Here is a 20,567-nt window from a genome sequence, read left to right as displayed (position 1 = left end):
TTCATCCGCCTATCTGAGTCGGACTCCAAAAACAAAAAAAGCCTTATCTGAATGGATGTTTCAGACAAGGCTTATAAAAAACAGATCTAAAGACCGATTACTTTCCGTAATCCTCATATAGCATAAGCAGATGCGAAGCGCTCCAACTGAAATGGGGGGCCTTCAATCGCTCTCCGGTATGCGTACCGTAGTTTTCGTGAATGGGAGCTTTCTCTTTCAAGCCGTTGAGCCGGTCGAACACCTGTAAAGTATATTCATCCGCCCACTCCTTATAACCGTAATTGCGAAGCCCACGTATGGCGAAATAAGTCTGATCGAGCCAGATGGGTCCCCTCCAATATCCTTTCGGATCGTATTTCGGATGATCGGCAGCAATGGTGGGGAAAGGAATGTAGGTGGAAAATTTAGCCGTATCGCGCAGAACAGGAAGCATATCCGAAACCTGTTCGTGTGTAGCTACTTCCGTCCAGAGCGGAGTATAGGCCTCGCATCCCGGCTCTCTCACAAAGGATCCGTCCTTCAGACGACGGTCGAAAAAGAAGCCGTGCTCCTTATCGAAAAAATACTCTGCCACCCGGTCGCCATAATCGGGCGCATCGAACGGGGCGCCGAGCATCCCCGCAAACTTTTTCAACAGCCTGCACTCCAACGCCAGATAAGCATTCAAGTCGACACTCTCCTGATCCATGCTCCAAGCGTCTTCTTCACCTCGATTCTTCAACATGACGGCATTGTCGAAGCGGATCGCATTGTCCATTCCGCTTTCCCATGCGGCAGCTTCAAGCGTGCCGTCGGTAGAACCGTATTCACACATCCCGTTGCCGTCGTGGTCGCGTTTCCAATACCACCATTTATAATAAGAAAGAAGTTGGGGGTACATCTCGGCAATAAAAGCCGTGTCGCCGGTATGAGTGAATATCTCATCTACGGCCCAGCATACGAGAGGGGGCTTGCTGTCGCGATTGTTGTTTTCCGACGGATCGGTATAGATACAGTCGACAATCATGCCGTCCGACTGCTGGTAATCGAACATGGCGCGGATGTTGTTTTTAGCCAGCTCGGGATGGAACTTTGCGGTTCCGGCACTGAAACGCCAACTGTCCCAAGCCCAGAAACCTACAAAATAGCCTACCGCATGGCTGGGGACAATACCTTCGTGCAATAGTCCTCCGCGATGCGTACGCCAGTTGGAAATAAGTGTCGTCAGAGCTTTAACGGCAATCCGATCGTATTCGGGCTTCATATCCTCACGAAGCACTTTCTTCATATATCCCTCCCAGCGTTCGGCATTCGCTCGCAACGCCTCTTCCGGACGGTTGAGAAGAACAGCCAGATTTTGCAGTCCCGACATCATTTCTTTCTCCGAAGGAAAAAACGAAATCGCCACGTTCACGATAGTTTCCTCAGCTACTGTCTTCGCCACATAATTATTTCCGTGCTTTTCGAGGAAGACTTCGGGAGTGAATGTCACTGTCACCCGTTCGCCATCGACATGACGGGCAATAACGGAGTTCTGCTCCACCGAGACAGTGATATCCTTGCCCCATCCGGTAGCCGTGAAACTCATCTTGCGGGCATGTTCCGCCTCTACCCTGAGCAAAGCTGTAGAAGCATCGACAAAGTTGAGGCGCTGAGCAACGTGCCCCAGTTCGGAGTGAGCGGACAGATACAATTCGCCGGGGAAATAACAAGTGGAATCCGGAGTAAACGGTTTTGTTACATCTTCAGAGAAGCAGACCGTGACAACCGATTGCGCCATCCACTGGCGCCGAAACATATCCAGACTGAACGGGCCGCAAAAACCATTCACCCATTGCTCTTTTTCGGGAAGGGTGAAGCCCATCCACGAACCGGCATCGGTAAACCAGCCGCGACAGGCATGAAGCGTGTCGGGCGTATAGGCAATGTCGAATATATCGGCAAATTCGTATCTCTTTTGTGAAGTGTTCTCATTTCCGGGATGGCACGCCGCTATTCCGAAAACCAGCCAAAGAGAGGCAATAATGTAAGTAATTCTGTGTTTCATAATATGAGATCATAAAAATTAAAACCAAAAAAGATTCGCCTTGTCTGCGGCGTCTTCACCTGCCGCGAGAGGTTGCAGTATAAAGCCGTATGCCTGCTCATGCGGAGTAATCGTGTACTCGGGATGTACCTGCGCTCCCCACGTATTGTCGCCGCCCACTCCCATTTGCTTATGGTCAATGTTCAGCCACACCATCTCCTTCTTCACGATGCTTCCGCCATGCCTGCGTTCCACCTGTGAGGGACGATACTCAAGATCTTCCATCGGGAAGTTCCAGGCACTGACACTCAAAGGCTGTTCACCCGTCACCAGCAGCCCTTCTCCGGCGCTGTTGCGGAGGGCTACCCAGCGCACGTCACAGTGGTTGCCCGTTTCCTGTGCACGCACATAAGGATGGTACTGCTCCCATACGCTCTGTCTGTATAAGCCGATGAGCGCTCCGCTTTTCCGGTCGGCATAAGTCTCATGCGGCCCTCTTCCGAGCCATGCCATATCTTCATACTCTGCTCCAAGAATCATACGCATGCCGAAACGGGGCATTTCAGAGAGTTCGATGCTGCCCGGCACGAAGTGCATATTCACACGAATCGCTCCATTGGGGCGAACCTGATACGTTATCCGCAAATCGGATTTCTGTTGCTCCATACGGTAGTTTACAGCCACCGTAGCCAGTTTACCATCCGGAGTTTCGGTGACTTTCATGTCTTTGAGCATCAACTCGCGACCGGCATTCCGCCAAGCGGCACAACGATAAAGATGTCCGTTGGGGATATCATTATCTGTCAGCGGTCTCCAGAAGTTGGGTTGCAACCCTTCCCGTATCAGATTCTTTCCGTGATAATTCAGTTCCGTCATCTCACCGGTGCGGGTGGAGAAACTCAAGAGGAAGCGATCACCTTGTAAAGCGACAGTCTCATCCGACCTGATCACACTTAGCGCTCCCTCCACAGGACGAACTTTCCGTTCTACCGGACTGACAGGCAAAGCCCATTGCTCTATCGCAACTTCATGACCTTTGGGAATCATGGGCGCATCTTCCTTGGTAAACACACGAAGCGTGAGGAAATATTCTTTTCCATCGGCGGGATGCGGTTGCAAAGGAAGCTCCATTTCGCCACTGCTTTGCGGCGCTATCGGCGGAAATTCGGTTTTCCCCTCCTGCACTGCTCTTCCCTCGCACTCCACCGCCCAATGGAGCATGTATCTTTCCAGTCCGATGAAGTCATGACGATTAACGATTCTAATCCGCCCGGGAGTAAATACCACCGGTTCGAAGTGGACGTACTGCAACACCTTCTTTACTTCCCATATATGCGGATGAAGAGAGCGGTCGGCAGCAACGAGCCCATTGGCACAAAAATTCGAATCGTTTACCACACCGGCAAAGCCCATATCGCCGCCGAACGCCCAGATCGGACGTTCATTCTCATCTTTTTGCAGAAAAGTCTGATCGACCCAGTCCCAGATAAAGCCACCCTGCAACTGATCGTATGTATAAATCAGGTCCCAATAGTCTTGCAGATTCCCTACACTGTTTCCCATGGCATGGGCGTACTCGCACAGAATCATCGGACGCGGGTCACGTTGGTTGACATGCTTGCGAAGCGCCCAGATACGGGCATACATCGGGCAGTAAATATCGCTCTTGCCGTTATAGCCTCCCCCTTCATATTGAACGGGACGGGTAAGATCTGTCTCTTTCGTTCGTTTATAAAGCGTCTCAAAGTGCTTTCCGTAACCGGATTCATTGCCCAGCGACCAGATTACGACGGCAGTCACGTTTCGGTCGCGCGCTACCATCCTGTCCATACGCTGAATAAAAGGCAACTCCCAGTCCGGATAATTGGCCAGTGTGCGGTCAGGGTGGTCTTCCATGCCGTGGCTCTCGATATTCGCCTCATCGATGAGATACAATCCGAACTCCGTACAGAGTTCATACCAGGCATAGTTGTTGGGGTAATGGCAGTTGCGTACGGCATTCAGGTTAAATTGCTTCATCAATCGGATATCCTGCAACATGGAAGCCACGGTGATGGTACGTCCTGTAAGCGGATCATGCTCATGCCTGTTGACTCCTTTGAATAGCACGGCCTTTCCGTTAATCTGCTGCATGCCGTTGCGCATCTCTACGGTACGGAAGCCGAAGAGGTGAGTGAACGACTCCAAAGAGCTGCCTTCTTTATCGAACGTGTTGACCACCAGCGTATAGGTATGCGGAGTTTCCGCATTCCATGTCTTCACAGCAGGGAAGACGTGCCGTTCGGCCATCAAAGTATCAAGCTCGGAAGCAACCGCTTTTCTCCGACGGTAAATCACCTCTTCACCATCGAGCACTTTCACTTCCACTTCCATTCCCGCTTGCGGACGGTGAAGAAAAACATCCAGCGAAAGGTCACCGTCTTGGTAACTATTTGTCAATCCGGCTGTCATCTTAAAGTCTTTGACACGGCTTTGCGGACGGGCATACAGATAAACGCTCCGTTCGATACCGCTGTACTTCCAATAGTCCTGCCCCTCTAAATATGAACCATCGCTGTAACGGAACACTTTCACCGCCAACTTATTCCGCCCTTTCCGCAACAGCCTCGTAATGTTGAAATGAGAAGGCAGCCGACTGTCTTCAGCATAGCCTGCCAATTCTCCGTTTACCCATACATAGTAGGCCGATTCCACACCTTCGAAATCGAGGAATACGTCCAGGCCTCTCCAATCAGCCGGCACGGTAAACTCCCTGACATAAGCTCCTACCGGATTATAATCGGACGGTACATGCGGAGGATTCGCCGGAAAAGGATAACGGGTATCTGTATAGATAGGCGCATCGAAGCCCTGCAACTCCCAACTTCCCGGCACTTGTATCCGTTTCCATCCTCGGGTGGAATAATCCGTCTTATGGAAGTCGCGGGGAGCAAGCCCGTCGTTTCGGGAATAAAGGAATTGCCAGGTACCGTCGAGAGAAATACGACGTTCGGCAGCGGGGTTGACATCAAACCGCACTTCGGCAGGAAGCGAACGTTGCTTCAACGCATACGATTCGTTGACAAAAGGGATGAAATGCGCATGCATCGGTTCCCTGTTGATTTCGTTCACCTGCGGATTCTGCCAAGGCACATTTTCGGCCGAAAGCGTGGCGGTAAAAAACAGAAAGACGGAAAGGAATGTGTATAACGGAGTTTTCATGATACTATATCGTATAAAGTTTATATCGAACAAAACAGGGTGACTAAAAAAGGAACGCTGAAATCGACCAGAAAGCCGTGAAAGATAGACAAAACGACGTATTCCTGTCCGGCTGTCCGGGTAATGATAGGTAGCGTAGTGTCCATCGTCGTAGCCCCTCCGGCAGAGATAGGAGCCAGATTGCCGAACCAACGCACCAATAGAGGAGCTGCCAGCAATGTCAGTATTTCCCTGCAAATATTAGCCAACAATGCTATCGTTCCCAATTCGGGACCTTTGGATTCTGTAATGAAGATACTTGAAAGCGAGTAATACCCGAACCCCGACCCGACGGCCAGACAATCGGCTACGGAACGATGAGACAACAGCATACTTACAACGGCTGAGCCTGCCAATGTACCCACTATGGTCATCACGGGAAGAAACACGAGCCGGGGATTCAAAGAACGGAAGTTCTTCAATGTTTGCGGGTCATTCCCCACGCCCAGCCCTACACAAAACATGAGCGCGCAAAGCGCGTAATAACTGATGTCCGTATCTGCCAAATCAAAAGGAAACAGATCAGTTAAACCGACAACCGTTCCTAACACAAAAAAGGCGACAATAATCAGACTTCCTTTCATGCCTTCTCCTCCTTTTTACCGCCCAACGTCTTCCACAAAGCCCAAGCAGCAACCACACTGCCCAGCGTTCCTCCCAAAGTCAAGACCACAGCCTCCAGCCCGATGGTATGCAAGCCCCGGATAATCGCCTCATTGCTTCCCACTTCTACACCGAGAAAAAAAAGCAATAGCCAGATAAGCCCGGTTATAACCGATTGGATACGTGCCAGATTGCGCTTCCGCAACAAATATCCCGCCAACATACCTGTCAGCATAAGTCCGATAATCGTAAACATATAAATGTCTTTTTTTAAAAAAGCAAAGATAAATCATTTAAATGAAACAACGGGACCTGAGATCGACAGACTCAGAGCCCCGTTGTTTGCCGGGGTGTGAGAAGTTTATTTCTGAATTTGGTTATTGGCATTTATTTCTGTCAGCGGAACAGGATAGAAAGCATTCTTTTCTTCAGTAAAGCCGGCACGTCCGGCAGCAGCCAAGGTAGAAGCCAGTTTACCCCAACGACGCAAATCGTACCAACGCCAGTTTTCCAACGGAAACTCAATCATACGTTCGTGTTCTATCTGGGCACGTACTTCATTCTGTGTCTTCCCTTTCATGGCAGGCATATCGCCATGCACACTTCTGACCTGATTGATCAGAGGAATAGCCTGTTCCGGATGTCCCTGTTCGTTCAGCGCTTCCGCTTTCATCAGCAACACATTGGCGTAACGCATCAAAGGAATGTTGATAGCGCAGTAGTTGTTGGACAACCCTTCGAGATCGGCAGGCATGAATTTGCGAAAAGCAGGACGTGGGGTAGCAAACCAGTCGTCATAGTTCTTTCCATAAACCCGTCCGTTACCATCGTTATAATAATCGCATTTGAAGAACAGCGTTTCATACAAACGCGAGTCATAACGTCCGGTAGTAGCGATTTTTCCTTCTTTCATAAAAGCATCCACCAGTATGTTGCTGGGAAGAATCTCGTCCCATCCCTTCAATTCCGACACTCCTATCCAACGATGAAACTGAGTGCGGTAATTGGCTCCGTTAGCAGTGCTCATAGAGGTCTGCAATTCAAATACAGACTCCTTGCTATTCTTATTACTGGCATCGAACATGCTCGAGAACTTCTTCACCAATTCATAGCCCGTTACCTTATTTAATGCTTCAAGAGCTTCCTTCAGAAAAGCCTCTTTTTTCTCCGGTTCTTCGTAAGCGCGGGTCAAATAAGCAAAACCCAGATAAGCATAGGCTGCTCCGCATGTAGCTCTTCCCGTATTGTCCGTATCATAAGTTGCCGGCAAAGCTGCCGCTTTCTTCAAGTCTTCAATAATAAACTCCCAAGCATCGGGACGGGATGATAGAGGCTTACTCATCTCAGCCTGGCCGGTGATATACTTGTCGCGTATGATAATTTCTTTCCAGTTGAGCAACAACTTCAAATGATAATAAGCCCGCAGAAAGTGTCCTTCATTAATTATTTGCGTGCGTACAGCCTCATTTATTTTCTCGGCAGGAATCTGAGCCACCTTTTCTATCACCTGATTGGCAAAGCTGATCCCCTTATAATTGTTCCACCAATAGTTATTGAACTGCGAGTTACCATTTGTATAAGTAAAGTTATACAGTTCGAGCCAGTTGGGATAGTTGCGGGCATCATTTCCCATATTGATGATATCCTCACGATAGGCTTCCACCGGCCATTTCACTTCGGCAAACTCCCATGTATCAATGTAATATTCCAATTGAGAATACGCAGCGGAAATGCCGGCTTGCGCGTCACTCTCATTACGCCAGAAGTTGCCGGAAGTCAATTGGTCGGGCGAATCCACAGTCAGAAAGTCATCGCATGAGCTTGCAAAAAGCGATGCAAGACAAATACCGGCTATATATGTCAGTTTTTTCATATTCTTTATAGTATTAATGATTAGAATGTAAGTTGAGCTCCCACTGTAAATGAGCGTGTAAACGGATAGATGAGCTTATCGATACCGGCATTCAACACACTGCCGCGGGAAAACTCGGGATCAATACCATCGTATCCGGTAATCGTAAAGAGATTCTCACCGCTCACATAGAAACGCAGCTTTTCTACAGAAACTTTCTGCATCAACGATTTCGGCAGCGTATAACCCAACTGAAGCTGACGAAGACGGATAAAGTCGCCTTTCTCCAGGAAGCGGTCTGATTCCTTCATATTCCCGTTTGGATCATTATAAATAGCACGGGGAACGCTCGTTCCTGAGTTAAGCGGTGTCCACGCCGTCAAAGCAGATTTCAAGAAGTTGGAACCGGAGTTCATTCCTTCGTAGAAATATTTGTTCCCGTTGTAGATTTTATGCCCCCAAGCGCTTCCCAGCACTAACGAGAAGTCCACACCTTTATAGCCGACAGAAAGATTCAAGTTTGCTTCCACCTTAGGAATGCCCGAACCGGCATATACTTTATCGCCATCGTCTATCGTACCGTCGCCGTTCACGTCTACAAAGCGAATATCTCCGGCATCGGCAAATGGTTGATACTCCTCATTATCGCTATTCACATATTGACGTGCTTCCTCGTTAGACTGGAAGATACCGGCAGTTTTATACAGATAGAAAGCGCCGATAGGTTTGCCTACACGTGTCTGAGTAGGGAAGTGTTCGGTTCCGTACTTCAACCCTTCTCCATAAAGCACCTGTTCCGCATCCGCCAACTCAACCACCTTATTGTGAGTCGTAGCGAAGTTAAACCCGATGCTATAATCGAAATCTCCTTTATTCTCCGCCCAGTTCAGTTCAAACTCGATACCTTTATTGCGTATCTTACCTACATTCAGAATAGGATTGGCAAGACCGGCTGAAGGAGGCAGCGCCTTTGTAATCAAAAGGTCTTCCGTCTGATTATAGTAATAGTTGAGCGCACCGGTCAGTTTATTGTCGAAGAAACCGAAGTCGATACCAATGTTTTTAGTATCCGTTGTTTCCCATTTCAACGAACGGTTCTCAAGTCCGCGCGCAATACTTCCCGACCAGGCATTATCTCCATTTCCTCTCACATATCCCTGATACTTATTATTATAGGTAGAGATCAAAGCAAGGAAATCATACAACCCCAAAGCATTCTCGTTACCCAGACGTCCCCAGCTCATCCGCAGCTTCAGGTTATTTAGCGCCATATCTTTGGGGAAGAATTCTTCTTCACTGATTCTCCACCCCAAGGCAATGGACGGGAAACATCCCCAACGGCTGTCCGCACCAAACTTGGAAGATCCGTCATAACGCACTGTGGCTTGGAACAAATAACGGTTATCATAATTATAGTTCAAACGACCGAAGAAAGAAGCTCGTCTGTAATCCCATTTACTTCCGTCTCCATTGTAAGTACCGCCGGCTCCCGCACCGATAGTGGAAAAGCCCGGATCGAGGAATCCGCCCGGTTGCTCTCCCACTACAAGCTTTCCGTCTTCCACTTTATAAGTAATTGTTTTTCCCTCAACACCTACCGAGTTCCAGGTATACCTGCGTGCCATCGTCGATGTTCCGGCAATTGCATTGATTGAATGTTTACCGAATTCCTTATTGAAGCTGAGCACGTTTTCCCATACATGTTCTTCCCAATAAGAGCTTGTTTCACTATGATACGTGTAATCTCTTTTCGATTTCTCATCGGCTATATACGGAGGGGTATGATAAGTCTGCCGACCGTGCTCGCCCCGATAAGAATAGCTGGTTTTAAAGTTGAGCCACGGAGTGAAATTGGTAGTCAGAGCAACATTAGCACCCGTATGATAGCGCTTATCGGTAGATCTCTCGTAGTGATGATCCGCCATCACGTTACGATTATTAGGCAATTCGTCAAAATTAGTCAGACCGAAACCATATTTTTCTTCTTCATTGTAAATAGGAACCAGCGGAGAGATCATGTACATCTCTTTCAGCTGATATTCCGGCTGCTTGCTGTCGGTATACTTAAAAGCCATATTGGCATCTATGTCAAAGATGCTCTTTTTGATGTGGGCTTTCAGACGGGCATTGTCTTGACGGAAGTTGTTGCCGAGGAAAATACCCTTATCGTTCGCCCGATTGTAAGAAACGGAATACTGTATGTTTTCGGCTCCGCCTCTTACACTAAACATATAATTCTGAGAAACTCCCGTACGCAACATCGCATCCTGCCAGTCGGTATCGACACCCGTATTATTTGTTATATAAGGCTTCATGTTCACCAATTGGTTTTTCCAAGCTCCCTTACCTTCGGGGTCGTATTGAGCTTTATGCAATTCCACATGCGAGTTCCAATTCTCGTACATCTGCTTGTGCACCTCCTTATATTCATCCGCATTCAGCAAATCGAGTGTTTTGGCAACCTTGGTCATGCTTACATACGAGCTGAAATCGAACTTGGTTTCGCCTTTCTTGCCATTCTTGGTTGTCACGATAATTACGCCATTCGCCGCTACCGAACCGTAAATGGCAGCTGCGGCTCCATCCTTCAAGACCTCCATTGCCTGAATATCCTGAGGGTTCACATTTTCAATACTGCCCGGGAATCCGTCGATAATATACAGAGGTTCGTTATCGCCGAACGTCTTCACTCCGCGTATTTTAACACGGACACCGGCGCCTGCGTTACCACCCGACTTCATGATATTGACACCTGCAATTTTCCCTTGCAGGGCTTCCGCCGGGTTAGTTGTAGCACGTTTGGCAAGTTCTTCTACGTCTACCGATGAAATAGCGCCTGTCATGTCGCTTTTCTTCATCGTACCATAACCGATTACAACGATTTCATCGAGCATTTCGTTGTCCTCTTTCAGCACAACTTTAACACTTCGCTGTCCATTAAGAGCTAACTCCTGAGCAACATAACCGACGTAAGAGATTATGATTCTCGCATTTCGGGCGACATTAAGCGTGAAGTTACCGTTCATGTCGGTAATCACCCCATTCGTTGTTCCTTTTTCAAGTACGCTGGCACCTATGATGCCTTCGCCTTTTACATCAGTCACTGTTCCTGTCAGTTGGATATTCTGCGCTAAAGAGCTTAGCGGAATCAGAAACGCAAAGAGTAAGGCAAGCTTCCATACTCTTTTCATGTGGCAATTCTTAGCAATTCTACCCATGTGTGTTTATTTTAAGGTTGATACAAAAATGTTTTTCACACTGCAAATAAGGAAGAATTTTATGAATTCCTATCAAGAAAAGCATCTATACCGAATCTACAAAAAGAAGGAAAATACTCTTTTATAATCTACAGAATAAATTGTAAAACGAATTAAATCAGTATATTAAAAATAAATATATATCTACAAAACGGGGATAAAAGAAAGAGAAACTAAACCCCTTGAAGATATGCTGTCAGATCTTCTTCGGTCGACAGTCCGAGCGATTTACGAAGACGATAACGATTCATATTAACGCTTTTAGGATTGCTGCCCGTAATCATAGCAATCTCTTTGGTCGATAAATTTACTCTTAACAAAGTAGCCAAATACTTTTCGCCTTGCGTCAGATCGGGATGGCGCTTCATAAGCCGGTCAACAAATTCTTTGCTCTTCTCATCTATATTCAGGAGCAAAGCCGTATTTGTTTTATCCCCACTCTGGTATTGACAAATAAAAGCATTGATTTTCTTTAAATGGGGTACAAGACTTTGTTCATCCATCTTGTATCCTTCTTTGATCATTTCACGTATTTTATTCAGCAACTCATTCCGGCTTTGCAAGAATACGGCAAAGCTGGTAAGTTCCTGCCGGCTGCTTTCTAACGCATTTTGCACATTTTGCAGTTTCATTTCCTGCTGATGCACTTTCAAAACCGACAGTTCATGTTCCGACTGTTCCAACCGGTAACGCGCTTCTACCAGTTGCAAGTCCTTCCTCCGTTTATACCACTTATATAAAAAGACGCCCGCTATTACACCGAGTATAAGCACACTGCTCAACAGCCAGACGTTACGCTTCAGCAATTCTATTTCATACCCTCTCTCTTTCATCTCCGTGGCATGCTTCTGATCCTGATATCTCTTATAAGATATTTCCTGTTCGATATAAAGACGCCCGCTATTACACCGAGTATAAGCACACTGCTCAACAGCCAGACGTTACGCTTCAGCAATTCTATTTCATACCCTCTCTCTTTCATCTCCGTGGCATGCTTCTGATCCTGATATCTCTTATAAGATATTTCCTGTTCGATATTACGCAGTTTGTTGTTGCTCTGCAGTTCCCTGCCCAGCACGCTCATCTTTTCGAGACATCGATACGCCCGCTCATAATCGCTGATGGCGGCATACACCCACGAAGAATATTCATAATTATCGCAAATCAATTCTCGGGCCCCTATTCCGGTGGCATACCCGTATGCTTGCCTCAATGCTTCCAATGCCTGAGGATACTGTTTGGCAAAGAAATACTGTTTCCCCATGTTGTTATAATTCTCCCCCAACGACCATTGTGCCTCCAAATGTTTGTTGATAACAATAGCTTCACGAATAAGGACCAACTTTTCCTGCGTATCTCCCTCGTAAAGACAAAGATTGTTCAGGTTTGCCGCCACCCCTTTCAGGTTCCGTTGTGCGCGGTTAATCAGCAAAGCCTGACGGAAGAACCGTTCGGCTACCTGAAATTCATTAAGCAGGTAGTGCGTTACGCCCCGCTCATTATAACATTGAGCGATAGCCAATGAGTCTGCCAGCGATTTATAGATGGAAGTCGCCCTGTCATTCAGCTCGATAGCCTTATTATGGTCGCCCAATTTACTGTAAACACGCCCCATCAAAGCGTACAAACGGGCATTCAACTGCCTGTCGGCAGGGTTGATATACGTTTGAGCATCATACAAGTTTTTGATACTTAAATCAAAGTTACCCAGCAACTGTTCTGCCTGACTATACATAATCATAGCCTCCACCCGCAGCTTGTCCGAACTATTCTTGGGAAACAATTCGATTGCCTGAGTAGCATAGTATGAAGCTTGTTTCGGATTCGTAAACAGTGATTTCTGAGCCTGTTCCATCCACACCCGGGCTTTCTCCGGATTACCCGCTTTAAGTCCGGAGCAAAGCAATAAAATCATGAAGAAAAGATATAATTGTTTTTTCATAGCGAACCATATCGTATTATGCAGATAACGTATTTGCATATATTTTGTACTTAGAGCAGCAACAATACCCCACTGAGTATTAAGCCGGTTATTAGTAAGAAACAAAGAAGTCTTTAAACTTTTCCTTTTCTTTTATAATACCACATTTTGAAATAAGCCAAACAACTGCACTTCTCATATAAGTTTACAATCTTTCGTTCTCTTCCGGACAGACTATCTCTAAATTCGGGGAAAAGCCGGAGATACTCCACTACATATTTCAAATCTCTATACACATCCCACACTTTCCCCCATTGTCGCCTCCGGAAAATAGTCTTTAAGTGAAAATAGCCCAAATCTTTTTTAAGCACTTCTTTCCATCCGACTCTTTCCATAAAGCCGAGTATCCATCGCAAGTAAGCATTCATATCCCGATAGTTTCTCTCACTCATAGAATGGGACATTGAAGCAGGAAGTACCCTGTAATATAATAATGGGATATCCACAGACACCACTTTCTCGGAGTAATACAAAAGCTGTGTGGTTAGCACAAGATCTTCTCCAAAAGATATATCGATTGTTTCTATCGGATTTGAATACAAAGAACGCAAATGAAACTTCGACCAAACCATCCAATAACCTTTAAAGTTTAAATACCTCCTGATAAACTCAACTCCCGGGGCTTCGTCCGGATCGAAGAATTCAGCAAATTCATTCTCTTCACCATCACGAAAAACAAAAGGAAAAGAGACAACATCCGCTCCGGTTTGTTCTGCCTTGTTTAACAAAATCTCAATAGCATCGGCACAGAGTATATCATCGCTGTCAAGATGTTGTATATATTTCCCAACAGCTAAAGAAAGCCCTGTTTTTCGAGCCTTTACAAGCCCTTCATTCGCTTTGTTCACATATTTAATTCTGCCGTCTTTCTCCGCATACCGGTATATAATGGACAGGCTGCCGTCAGTGCTGCCATCGTTCACTACTATCACTTCTATGTTTTTATAAGTTTGATTGATGACACTCTGAATGCACTCCTCCAGATACTTCTCTCCATTATACACCGGAATAATAACAGAAACTAACGATTTTTTTTCATTCATACGTTAATCCATAAGAAGGTTTGCCTGAATACACACTTTCTCTCAACTTATAAAATATAAGTTTTTCATTCTCCGGTTAACCGGTCGAATAGTTGCAACCACTTCCTCCCGACCTCCTCAACAGAATATTCTTGCGATTTGCGAATCACATTCTCACGCATGCAAGCCAATTTTTCAGGATCTAACAGCAATTTACATAGTTCATCGGCATATATTCTCTTCCGGAAAGGAGGTATCAATATACCGTTTTCTCCCGAAGGAGAAAGAATCTCCCTGATTCCTGCACAACAGTCGAAAGCAATGGGAACTACTCCGTTTGCCTGCGCTTCAGTCAGACAAAGCGGCCAACCTTCAAATGTAGACGTAAGACAAGAAACAGACGCGTGCTTATAAAAGACAGAAGGGTTTAAACTCCAGCCTGTAAAGGTGACCCGCTCCAGCTTCATTTTCTCTGCCCTCTGCCGCAAAGCTCTCTCTTCAGAACCGCTGCCGACTAAAATAAGCTCCCAGCCGGGAACTTTCTTGTAAATCATCTTCCAGATGTCGAGCAAGCGATCCACACGCTTGTGCTCATAGGTCATTCTTCCCACAAAAAGCAACTGTTTTTTCTTGTCCATAGAGATATTCTCTACCTCATACTCCGCATTATGAATGACAGTTATCTTGTTCAAATCAGACAGGCGAAGTTTCTTCTCCAGTTCGCTTTTATATCCCTCGCAAAGCACAACATATGCATCTACCAAATCATATGTTTTCTTATACTCTTTCATCAACCTTTTCTCGTACACTTTTAGCCAAGTAGCTTTGGGGTTGGTCAGGAGATGCCATTCCAAGGTTTTCCAAAAAGAGCCTTTTGCCGCATGCTTTTTATGTTCACTGTTGCCTATTACCTCCCAAAAAGGCACATTATGCAATATATACACGAACTTACAGGAGGTACATGCGCTTCTTATATAAGCAAATTGCCTGCATTGGATTCCCGGTAGCACAAATATATCAATAGATAAGGTACGAATCAGGTCAACAATAGCGTCGGCATTTTCTTTCGAGTGATAGTCTTCGTGAGGCAATTCTATTAAAGAAACATTCTCCGCCTCTCCTTTCTTATGACACGCTGCTATATAAACTTCATAATCAAAATTTCGAACCCATTGAGCTATATCACGGGTAACCCTTTCCGCACCACCGCATGGAAAGTCTATATGATAAAAGAGTATTCTTTTTTTTCTTTGCAAAGAGGGCATTATTCTTGTTCTTTTAGGGGTTTGTTATATCGATTCTATGGCGTTCCGCAGACGAGACATGATTAAATCCCAGTCGTAATTCTCCTTTACATACCGTTTACCTGCCGAGGCTTTTTCACTACGCAGCTTTTCGGAAGAAGCGATACGGTGAAGTTTGCTTACAAATTGCCTTTTATTCATATAGTAATCGGCAGCATAGCCGCTCTTACGGCAATGGTCTTTCAATACGGCACAGCGTCCATTCACCAGCATCATCTTCCCTTGCTTCAAGGATTCCAGCAGAATAAGCGAAAGGCTCTCGTATTTCGAAGGGTTGACCGTAGCCATACAGTGCTGAATAATGGCAGTCTTCTCCTCATCGCTCACAAAGCCCGTGTATATAATGTCGGGATGAGTAAACGGCTTACGGGAGAGAAACAGCGCACCCACCATCACAAGCTTCAGGTTCGAGTGCGGATATCTCTTTTTATAGGCAAGGAAGTAAGCATGAATATTCGACACCTTCGAGCGGTCGAGCCTTCCCACATATAACAAATATTCTTCCGGCAGATTGAATTTCCGGCGCGTTTCTTCCCATGGAGCCGGTTCAAAATCTTCTATCCCTACGCTGATAATTCCTTCCCGCTTGATGATATTGCCAAAGATTCGCTGTCCGAGCTTCCGTTCTTCTTCGGAGTTATACCCCACATAAGCGAATTTGGCAAATACTTTATTCAACTGAAGGCGGAAAGAGGTTTTTGCCCGATGCATGGTAGGAATGGCGATGGTTTTCTCGCCTGCATGAATTCCTGCGTAATAGAAAGGAGCATAGTCGATAGAAATGGCGATGAAAGCTTTATATTCATTCTTATGCGCCTGTATATATTCGTTAAGTAGCGGAGAGTAGAATTTCGTGGCTTGCAGCGCTTTCTCCTCAAGTTTGTCGAACCAACTCCACTTGGGAAAGAAGCGGTTAATGGTGGACAAAACATTGATCCCATAAAGAAACATCCGGAACTTCTTTGTGAACGACACGCAAAGGTGTGAGAAACTCCCCAGAACCGAGCTGACAGGAGCCACTTCAAAACGCCTGACCAGCACTCCGTTGATACATTCTGACTCAGCAGACATCACGTTCTCGCCGGTTCTATAGTCCTGCACGCATGTAGTCAGCACTTCCACTTCGTAGTCTTCTACCAGTCTTTCGGCCAGCATTCTGCAATGATACTCGGCACCTCCATTTATATTCAGTCCGTATCTTACTACAACAAAAGCTATTTTCTCTTTCTCTACTTTACTCATATTTTTTTTGCTGCAACCGATATTCGTAAAAGGAGTTTTGTTTTAATATTATTTACAGGCAAAGTTAAGAATATAATGTTTTCTCCCCAATTATTACGATAAAAAACGTAGCACATCCTTACTTCACACGTTTAAACACCCAACGCAGGAACACAAAATTGACAGGAACCACAACAGCGAGCACCGCTATGGGAGCAATGGCCCTCGATAAGCCCAGATATAAAAAAAGATTGAACAGCCAGATGTGGTTGAGATAGTTCAGAAGATGGCTTCCGCCAAAACCGAACGCTCTCTTCAACGAAGGGGCTGCACGGAAAGTGACGTACGAGGTCAAAAAGAAATTTACCGTCAAGCTCACTGCATAACCTATGGTATAAGCCAAATTTACATTCATGTAAAACTGCAAAATATAATAAACCGCATAATGAATAGCCGCCGCAATGCCTCCCACAAAACAGTAGCGCATGAATTCAGCTATTTTCCCTTTTCTCCACATGGGCAACCGTTGTTTGATTTACAGAATAATCTCTTACACACATTTCATAAATCAACTTCATCCAGACCAACACGCAAGGGAGAGCCTTGAGCGCGTAGGGTCGCACCCACTCCCGGCGCAGACAGGCGGGAAAGAGGTCGGAAGACGACATACTTGTCAGCACAAACACAAAAACAAGCAGCGCGATATCCCAACGGGTACGTTGCCAAGGAGCCGTGACATACCAAAGCGAAACTCCGACGAAAGCAATGATATAAGAACTCGACTCGCTCCCCGTACTGAAGAGTACGACAAAAAGCAAAACAGAGGAAAGAAGGGCATAGCGGAAGGCTTCGTTTCTATATTGCGATACCCGCAAATAGGGAAGGCCGAACAATACAAGCCCGGCGGCTATGAGCGGGAAGTCGGAATAAGAAGCGCTGCCCGATATTTTACGAACCATGCCCAGCAGAGAGATATTCTGATGGGTGGCGAACAGGTTGTCGGCATTCTTCGACGCAAGGCTTTCCCACCATCCGGAGTATTGCTCCAACACATAGCCGGGACTGCTCAACAGCATGGGGGCAACGAACATAATCGCCGCCCACACGAGCAGCCATGCAACGAGGCGGGCTTTGTGTTTTGAGAAAAAGAAGAAAGCAAGTCCCACGATACCGTAAAGTTTGACAAACGTTCCGAACATGATGAAAAACGCCGCCCATCCTTCTTTCTCCTTTTCAATGCAGCAATATGACATCAGTATGATTGCCGCAATGGCAATATTGAATTGCGACATGAAAAGCGCCGTGAGCAATTCGTGCGCACAAAACCAATACAGGAACACGTGCTTGCGGTGAGGCAAAGGCAGGGACTTGACGGCATAAAAAAGAAACAGCGAAAGCGCCACTTCCCAAAAAAGCAGTCCCCACCATGTGGGAAGTAAAGCGAAAGGGGCGATGACGAGGCTGAAAAACGGTCCGTAATGATTGGTGTCGGCGTATTGGTCGGGATATGGAATATAAAGGGGCAACTGTTCCACCGTATGCCAATACACATACCTGAAAATAAGGAAATTGTTGTGCTTGCTTATCTTCATCAAAGCGGCAACGACCGGCAGCAACAGCCATAAGCCCAGCAAAGTGCGCCGGTCGCTGAAGAAAGGCTTCGTCAGAAAGAGCGTGACAGGTTGAAGATATTTCATAATTAACTTTTCCTTCTCTTAGAATCAACTTCGGCATCCGGATCCGGCTCATCCCACAGTATCTCGTCTACCGTATAAGACGGACGGTTTTTCACCTCCACATATATTTTCCCGATGTATTCGCCGACAACACCGATGGCAAGCAGCAAAACACTGCCGATAAACCATACGGAAAGCATGAGCGATGTCCATCCGGGCACGGCGAGATGTTCCCAATAGGAAATCAGGACGTAGACGGTCATGAGGATGCTTACAAACAAAAAGAAAAAACCGGCTCCCAATATCAGGGAGATGGGCTTGGTGGAGAACGACGTAATGCCGTCGACGGCCAAAGCAAGCATTTTCCGGATGCTGTACTTAGACTGCCCGGCTTCGCGCTCGCTTATCACATCGTCTACCGTGGCGGAAGGATACCCCATCAGAGGTACGAGCCCACGCAAATAGAGGTTGCGCTCTTTGTAGCGTGAAAGCTCTTCCAAAGCCCTGTGACTCAGCAGGCGGAAGTCGGCGTGGTTATATACGGCTTTCACTCCCATAGCCTGCTGCACTTTATAGAAAGTCAGAGCCGTAGTACGTTTTATCAGGTTGTCTCCCTTTCTCGATACTTTCACGCCGTACACCACATCGTACCCTTCTTCGTAGCGGTCTATCATTTTTTCAACGGCAGAGAGGTCGTCCTGCAAATCGGCATCAATAGTAATGACGGCATCACAACGATCTTTCACAGTCATCATTCCCGCCATAATTGCATTCTGATGCCCGGCATTGGCGGCTAAATTCATTCCCCGTACATAACGGTTCTCACGAAAAAAACGGGAGATGAGTTGCCATGTGCGGTCTCTGCTGCCATCATTGACCAGAAACAGGAAGCTGTCCGGCGACAATTTCCCTTTTCCGACCAGTTCGTCCAGCAAAGAAGTGAGGCGTGCTATGGATGAAGGAAGAACTTCCTCCTCATTATAGCAAGGAAGCACGAAGCCCAGCTTGATCATAATGCTCTTTTTTTATGTAGTGTGACAATGTTTATCCACAAAATGAGAGAAGGTCGCAAATACTGCTTCTTTACCCTTAAAAAAATCGATCCAGTCCGCCAAGCGCTTTGCCATTTCTTCACCGGAGCGGTTGCGTACGATGAAAGGCAAGTTGAATTCGGGGTGGTTGTTCAGCGGATAGAATTCCCACGGATGGAAATAAGTGGTCAAGTAACCGTCGTGACGGAGTGTGCGATGGCACAACCAACGGTACAAAGCAAACGGAAGATTATGGCACGACAGCCAGAACAACGGAAAACGCAGCCACGGACTGACCGAAGCCGGAATCTGCCACACGCCGGCTTTCATAAAGAAAGTGCGTGGAACGGAAAGGTGCATGTATCTGCCGGGAATGAAAGTGGGGTTCAACGACGAATTATAGGCATATCCCGCCTTAAACACCTCCGCTTCGGGCACGGGCATCATTCGCGCCTGGCGATAGCCGCGTATCTCTCTTCCCGAAAGTTCTTCGAGCGCTTGCTTGGAACGCAGCAAGTCTTCGGTATGGAAAGTCCAATGATAATAGCCGTGCGAAGCAAGTTCGTGGCCTTCGTCTACAATACGCCGTACCACGGCGGCAGACCTCAGGGCGAAGTTGGCGGTACAGAAAAAAGTCGCTTTCACTCCCTTTGCTTTTAAAATATCGAGTATGGTTTCCGTGCCGGCAGTCGATATGCGGATCTGCTCTTCCATAGCGAGATCGACTCCATGCTCCAAAGGCACGTCAAACTCTTCTATATCAAAACTCAAAAGTATCATTGCGCATTTGTATAATTATCCGGCAAAAGTAATAAAAAACAGAATACCAATGCAGAGGAGTGCCGTAAAAAATCATTGCACGGGCATATTTGCATGCCCGCCTGCAACATGAACGAACAAGAAGCCGAGCATGCCCGAACGGGTAAACCGCGATGTCCGGAATGAGGGATGCGCGAACTTTGCGGAAGAAGCAAACGCTGCGGATGACAGGCATATCGACGGCAAGCACAATGGCAGATAGTGGAAAGTTTCCCGAAAGACGCTGCGGATGACAGGCAGATTGAGGGCAGGCACAATATGTATATAGAGGGGGGTGCAGTTTCCCATTGGGGAAACAAAAGTTTCCCAAGTGGGAAAATAAAGTTTCCCCGGTGGGAAACTTTTGTTTCAATAGTGGGAAACTAAGCGAAACATTATTCCTTTGTCCGGGAAGTATGCACGTTCGATTTCCTTACCCTTCTTCTCCTTACTTCCCATTCACGCCGGCATGCCTCTGCGCGGCAAATACTCAATCCGCCATTTCCGTCTTCCCGATTACTCTGCCTGTCCCTGCCGGACATCATAAATAGAGCAGATATTCGTTTATTCCGGAGAT

Annotated in this window: 13 protein-coding genes and 2 pseudogenes; all 15 read right to left on the bottom strand. The window is 46.6% G+C overall.

The features are described 5' to 3' along the window. Positions 1 to 97: 97 nt before the first annotated feature. The gene (locus C234_RS0100265) at positions 98 to 2,026 is read right to left on the bottom strand and encodes an MGH1-like glycoside hydrolase domain-containing protein (RefSeq protein WP_027324108.1); all 1,929 of its coding nucleotides are present in this window, start codon (positions 2,024 to 2,026) and stop codon (positions 98 to 100) included. Positions 2,027 to 2,044: 18 nt separating this feature from the next. Beyond that, a complete protein-coding gene (lacZ, locus tag C234_RS0100260; RefSeq protein ID WP_027324107.1) occupies positions 2,045 to 5,206 on the bottom strand; it encodes a beta-galactosidase, LacZ type in 3,162 nt (1,053 codons plus the stop codon). A gap of 20 nt (positions 5,207 to 5,226) precedes the next feature. Then, positions 5,227 to 5,829 (bottom strand): LysO family transporter, encoded by a 603-nt coding sequence (locus tag C234_RS0100255; protein ID WP_027324106.1) that lies wholly within the window; start codon positions 5,827 to 5,829, stop codon positions 5,227 to 5,229. Then, on the bottom strand, positions 5,826 to 6,104 hold the full coding sequence (locus C234_RS0100250; protein ID WP_027324105.1) for a LysO family transporter: 279 nt from the start codon (positions 6,102 to 6,104) through the stop codon (positions 5,826 to 5,828). The genes C234_RS0100255 and C234_RS0100250 overlap by 4 nt, the downstream gene beginning before the upstream one ends. 105 nt (positions 6,105 to 6,209) lie before the next feature. Beyond that, positions 6,210 to 7,721, bottom strand: a complete 1,512-nt coding sequence (locus C234_RS0100245) for a RagB/SusD family nutrient uptake outer membrane protein (protein ID WP_027324104.1) — start codon at positions 7,719 to 7,721, stop codon at positions 6,210 to 6,212. A gap of 20 nt (positions 7,722 to 7,741) precedes the next feature. Continuing rightward, entirely contained in the window at positions 7,742 to 10,891 is a 3,150-nt protein-coding gene (locus C234_RS0100240) for a SusC/RagA family TonB-linked outer membrane protein (protein ID WP_027324103.1), read from the bottom strand. A gap of 239 nt (positions 10,892 to 11,130) precedes the next feature. Beyond that, a pseudogene (locus tag C234_RS18220) lies at positions 11,131 to 11,703 on the bottom strand (helix-turn-helix transcriptional regulator); the annotation flags it as partial. A 189-nt stretch (positions 11,704 to 11,892) separates the two neighbouring features. After that, positions 11,893 to 12,899, bottom strand: a pseudogene (locus C234_RS16910) (tetratricopeptide repeat protein); the annotation flags it as partial. 113 nt (positions 12,900 to 13,012) lie between these two features. Continuing rightward, positions 13,013 to 13,981 carry a glycosyltransferase family 2 protein gene (locus C234_RS0100225; protein ID WP_027324102.1) on the bottom strand — a complete coding sequence of 323 codons (969 nt, stop codon included), beginning with the start codon at positions 13,979 to 13,981 and terminating at the stop codon, positions 13,013 to 13,015. Between the two features lie 65 nt (positions 13,982 to 14,046). Continuing rightward, positions 14,047 to 15,225 carry a glycosyltransferase gene (locus C234_RS0100220; RefSeq protein ID WP_034536628.1) on the bottom strand — a complete coding sequence of 393 codons (1,179 nt, stop codon included), beginning with the start codon at positions 15,223 to 15,225 and terminating at the stop codon, positions 14,047 to 14,049. Positions 15,226 to 15,249: 24 nt separating this feature from the next. Then, on the bottom strand, positions 15,250 to 16,506 hold the full coding sequence (locus tag C234_RS0100215; RefSeq protein WP_027324100.1) for a glycosyltransferase: 1,257 nt from the start codon (positions 16,504 to 16,506) through the stop codon (positions 15,250 to 15,252). A gap of 118 nt (positions 16,507 to 16,624) precedes the next feature. Next, a complete protein-coding gene (locus C234_RS0100210) occupies positions 16,625 to 17,002 on the bottom strand; it encodes a GtrA family protein (RefSeq protein ID WP_027324099.1) in 378 nt (125 codons plus the stop codon). Next, positions 16,977 to 18,182 carry a glycosyltransferase family 87 protein gene (locus tag C234_RS0100205; RefSeq protein WP_034536626.1) on the bottom strand — a complete coding sequence of 402 codons (1,206 nt, stop codon included), beginning with the start codon at positions 18,180 to 18,182 and terminating at the stop codon, positions 16,977 to 16,979. Before C234_RS0100205 ends, C234_RS0100210 begins: the two co-directional genes overlap by 26 nt. A gap of 2 nt (positions 18,183 to 18,184) precedes the next feature. After that, on the bottom strand, positions 18,185 to 19,174 hold the full coding sequence (locus tag C234_RS15600; RefSeq protein ID WP_051290097.1) for a glycosyltransferase family 2 protein: 990 nt from the start codon (positions 19,172 to 19,174) through the stop codon (positions 18,185 to 18,187). A 12-nt stretch (positions 19,175 to 19,186) separates the two neighbouring features. Further along, on the bottom strand, positions 19,187 to 19,972 hold the full coding sequence (locus C234_RS0100195) for a polysaccharide deacetylase family protein (RefSeq protein WP_027324097.1): 786 nt from the start codon (positions 19,970 to 19,972) through the stop codon (positions 19,187 to 19,189). Positions 19,973 to 20,567 lie beyond the last annotated feature (595 nt).

Origin of the sequence: Bacteroides pyogenes DSM 20611 = JCM 6294 (assembly GCF_000428105.1) — a bacterium.
Lineage (GTDB): Bacteria > Bacteroidota > Bacteroidia > Bacteroidales > Bacteroidaceae > Bacteroides > Bacteroides pyogenes.
The sequence above is the reverse complement of the archived record's forward strand: the minus strand, read 5'-3'. Positions and strand labels throughout refer to the sequence as shown.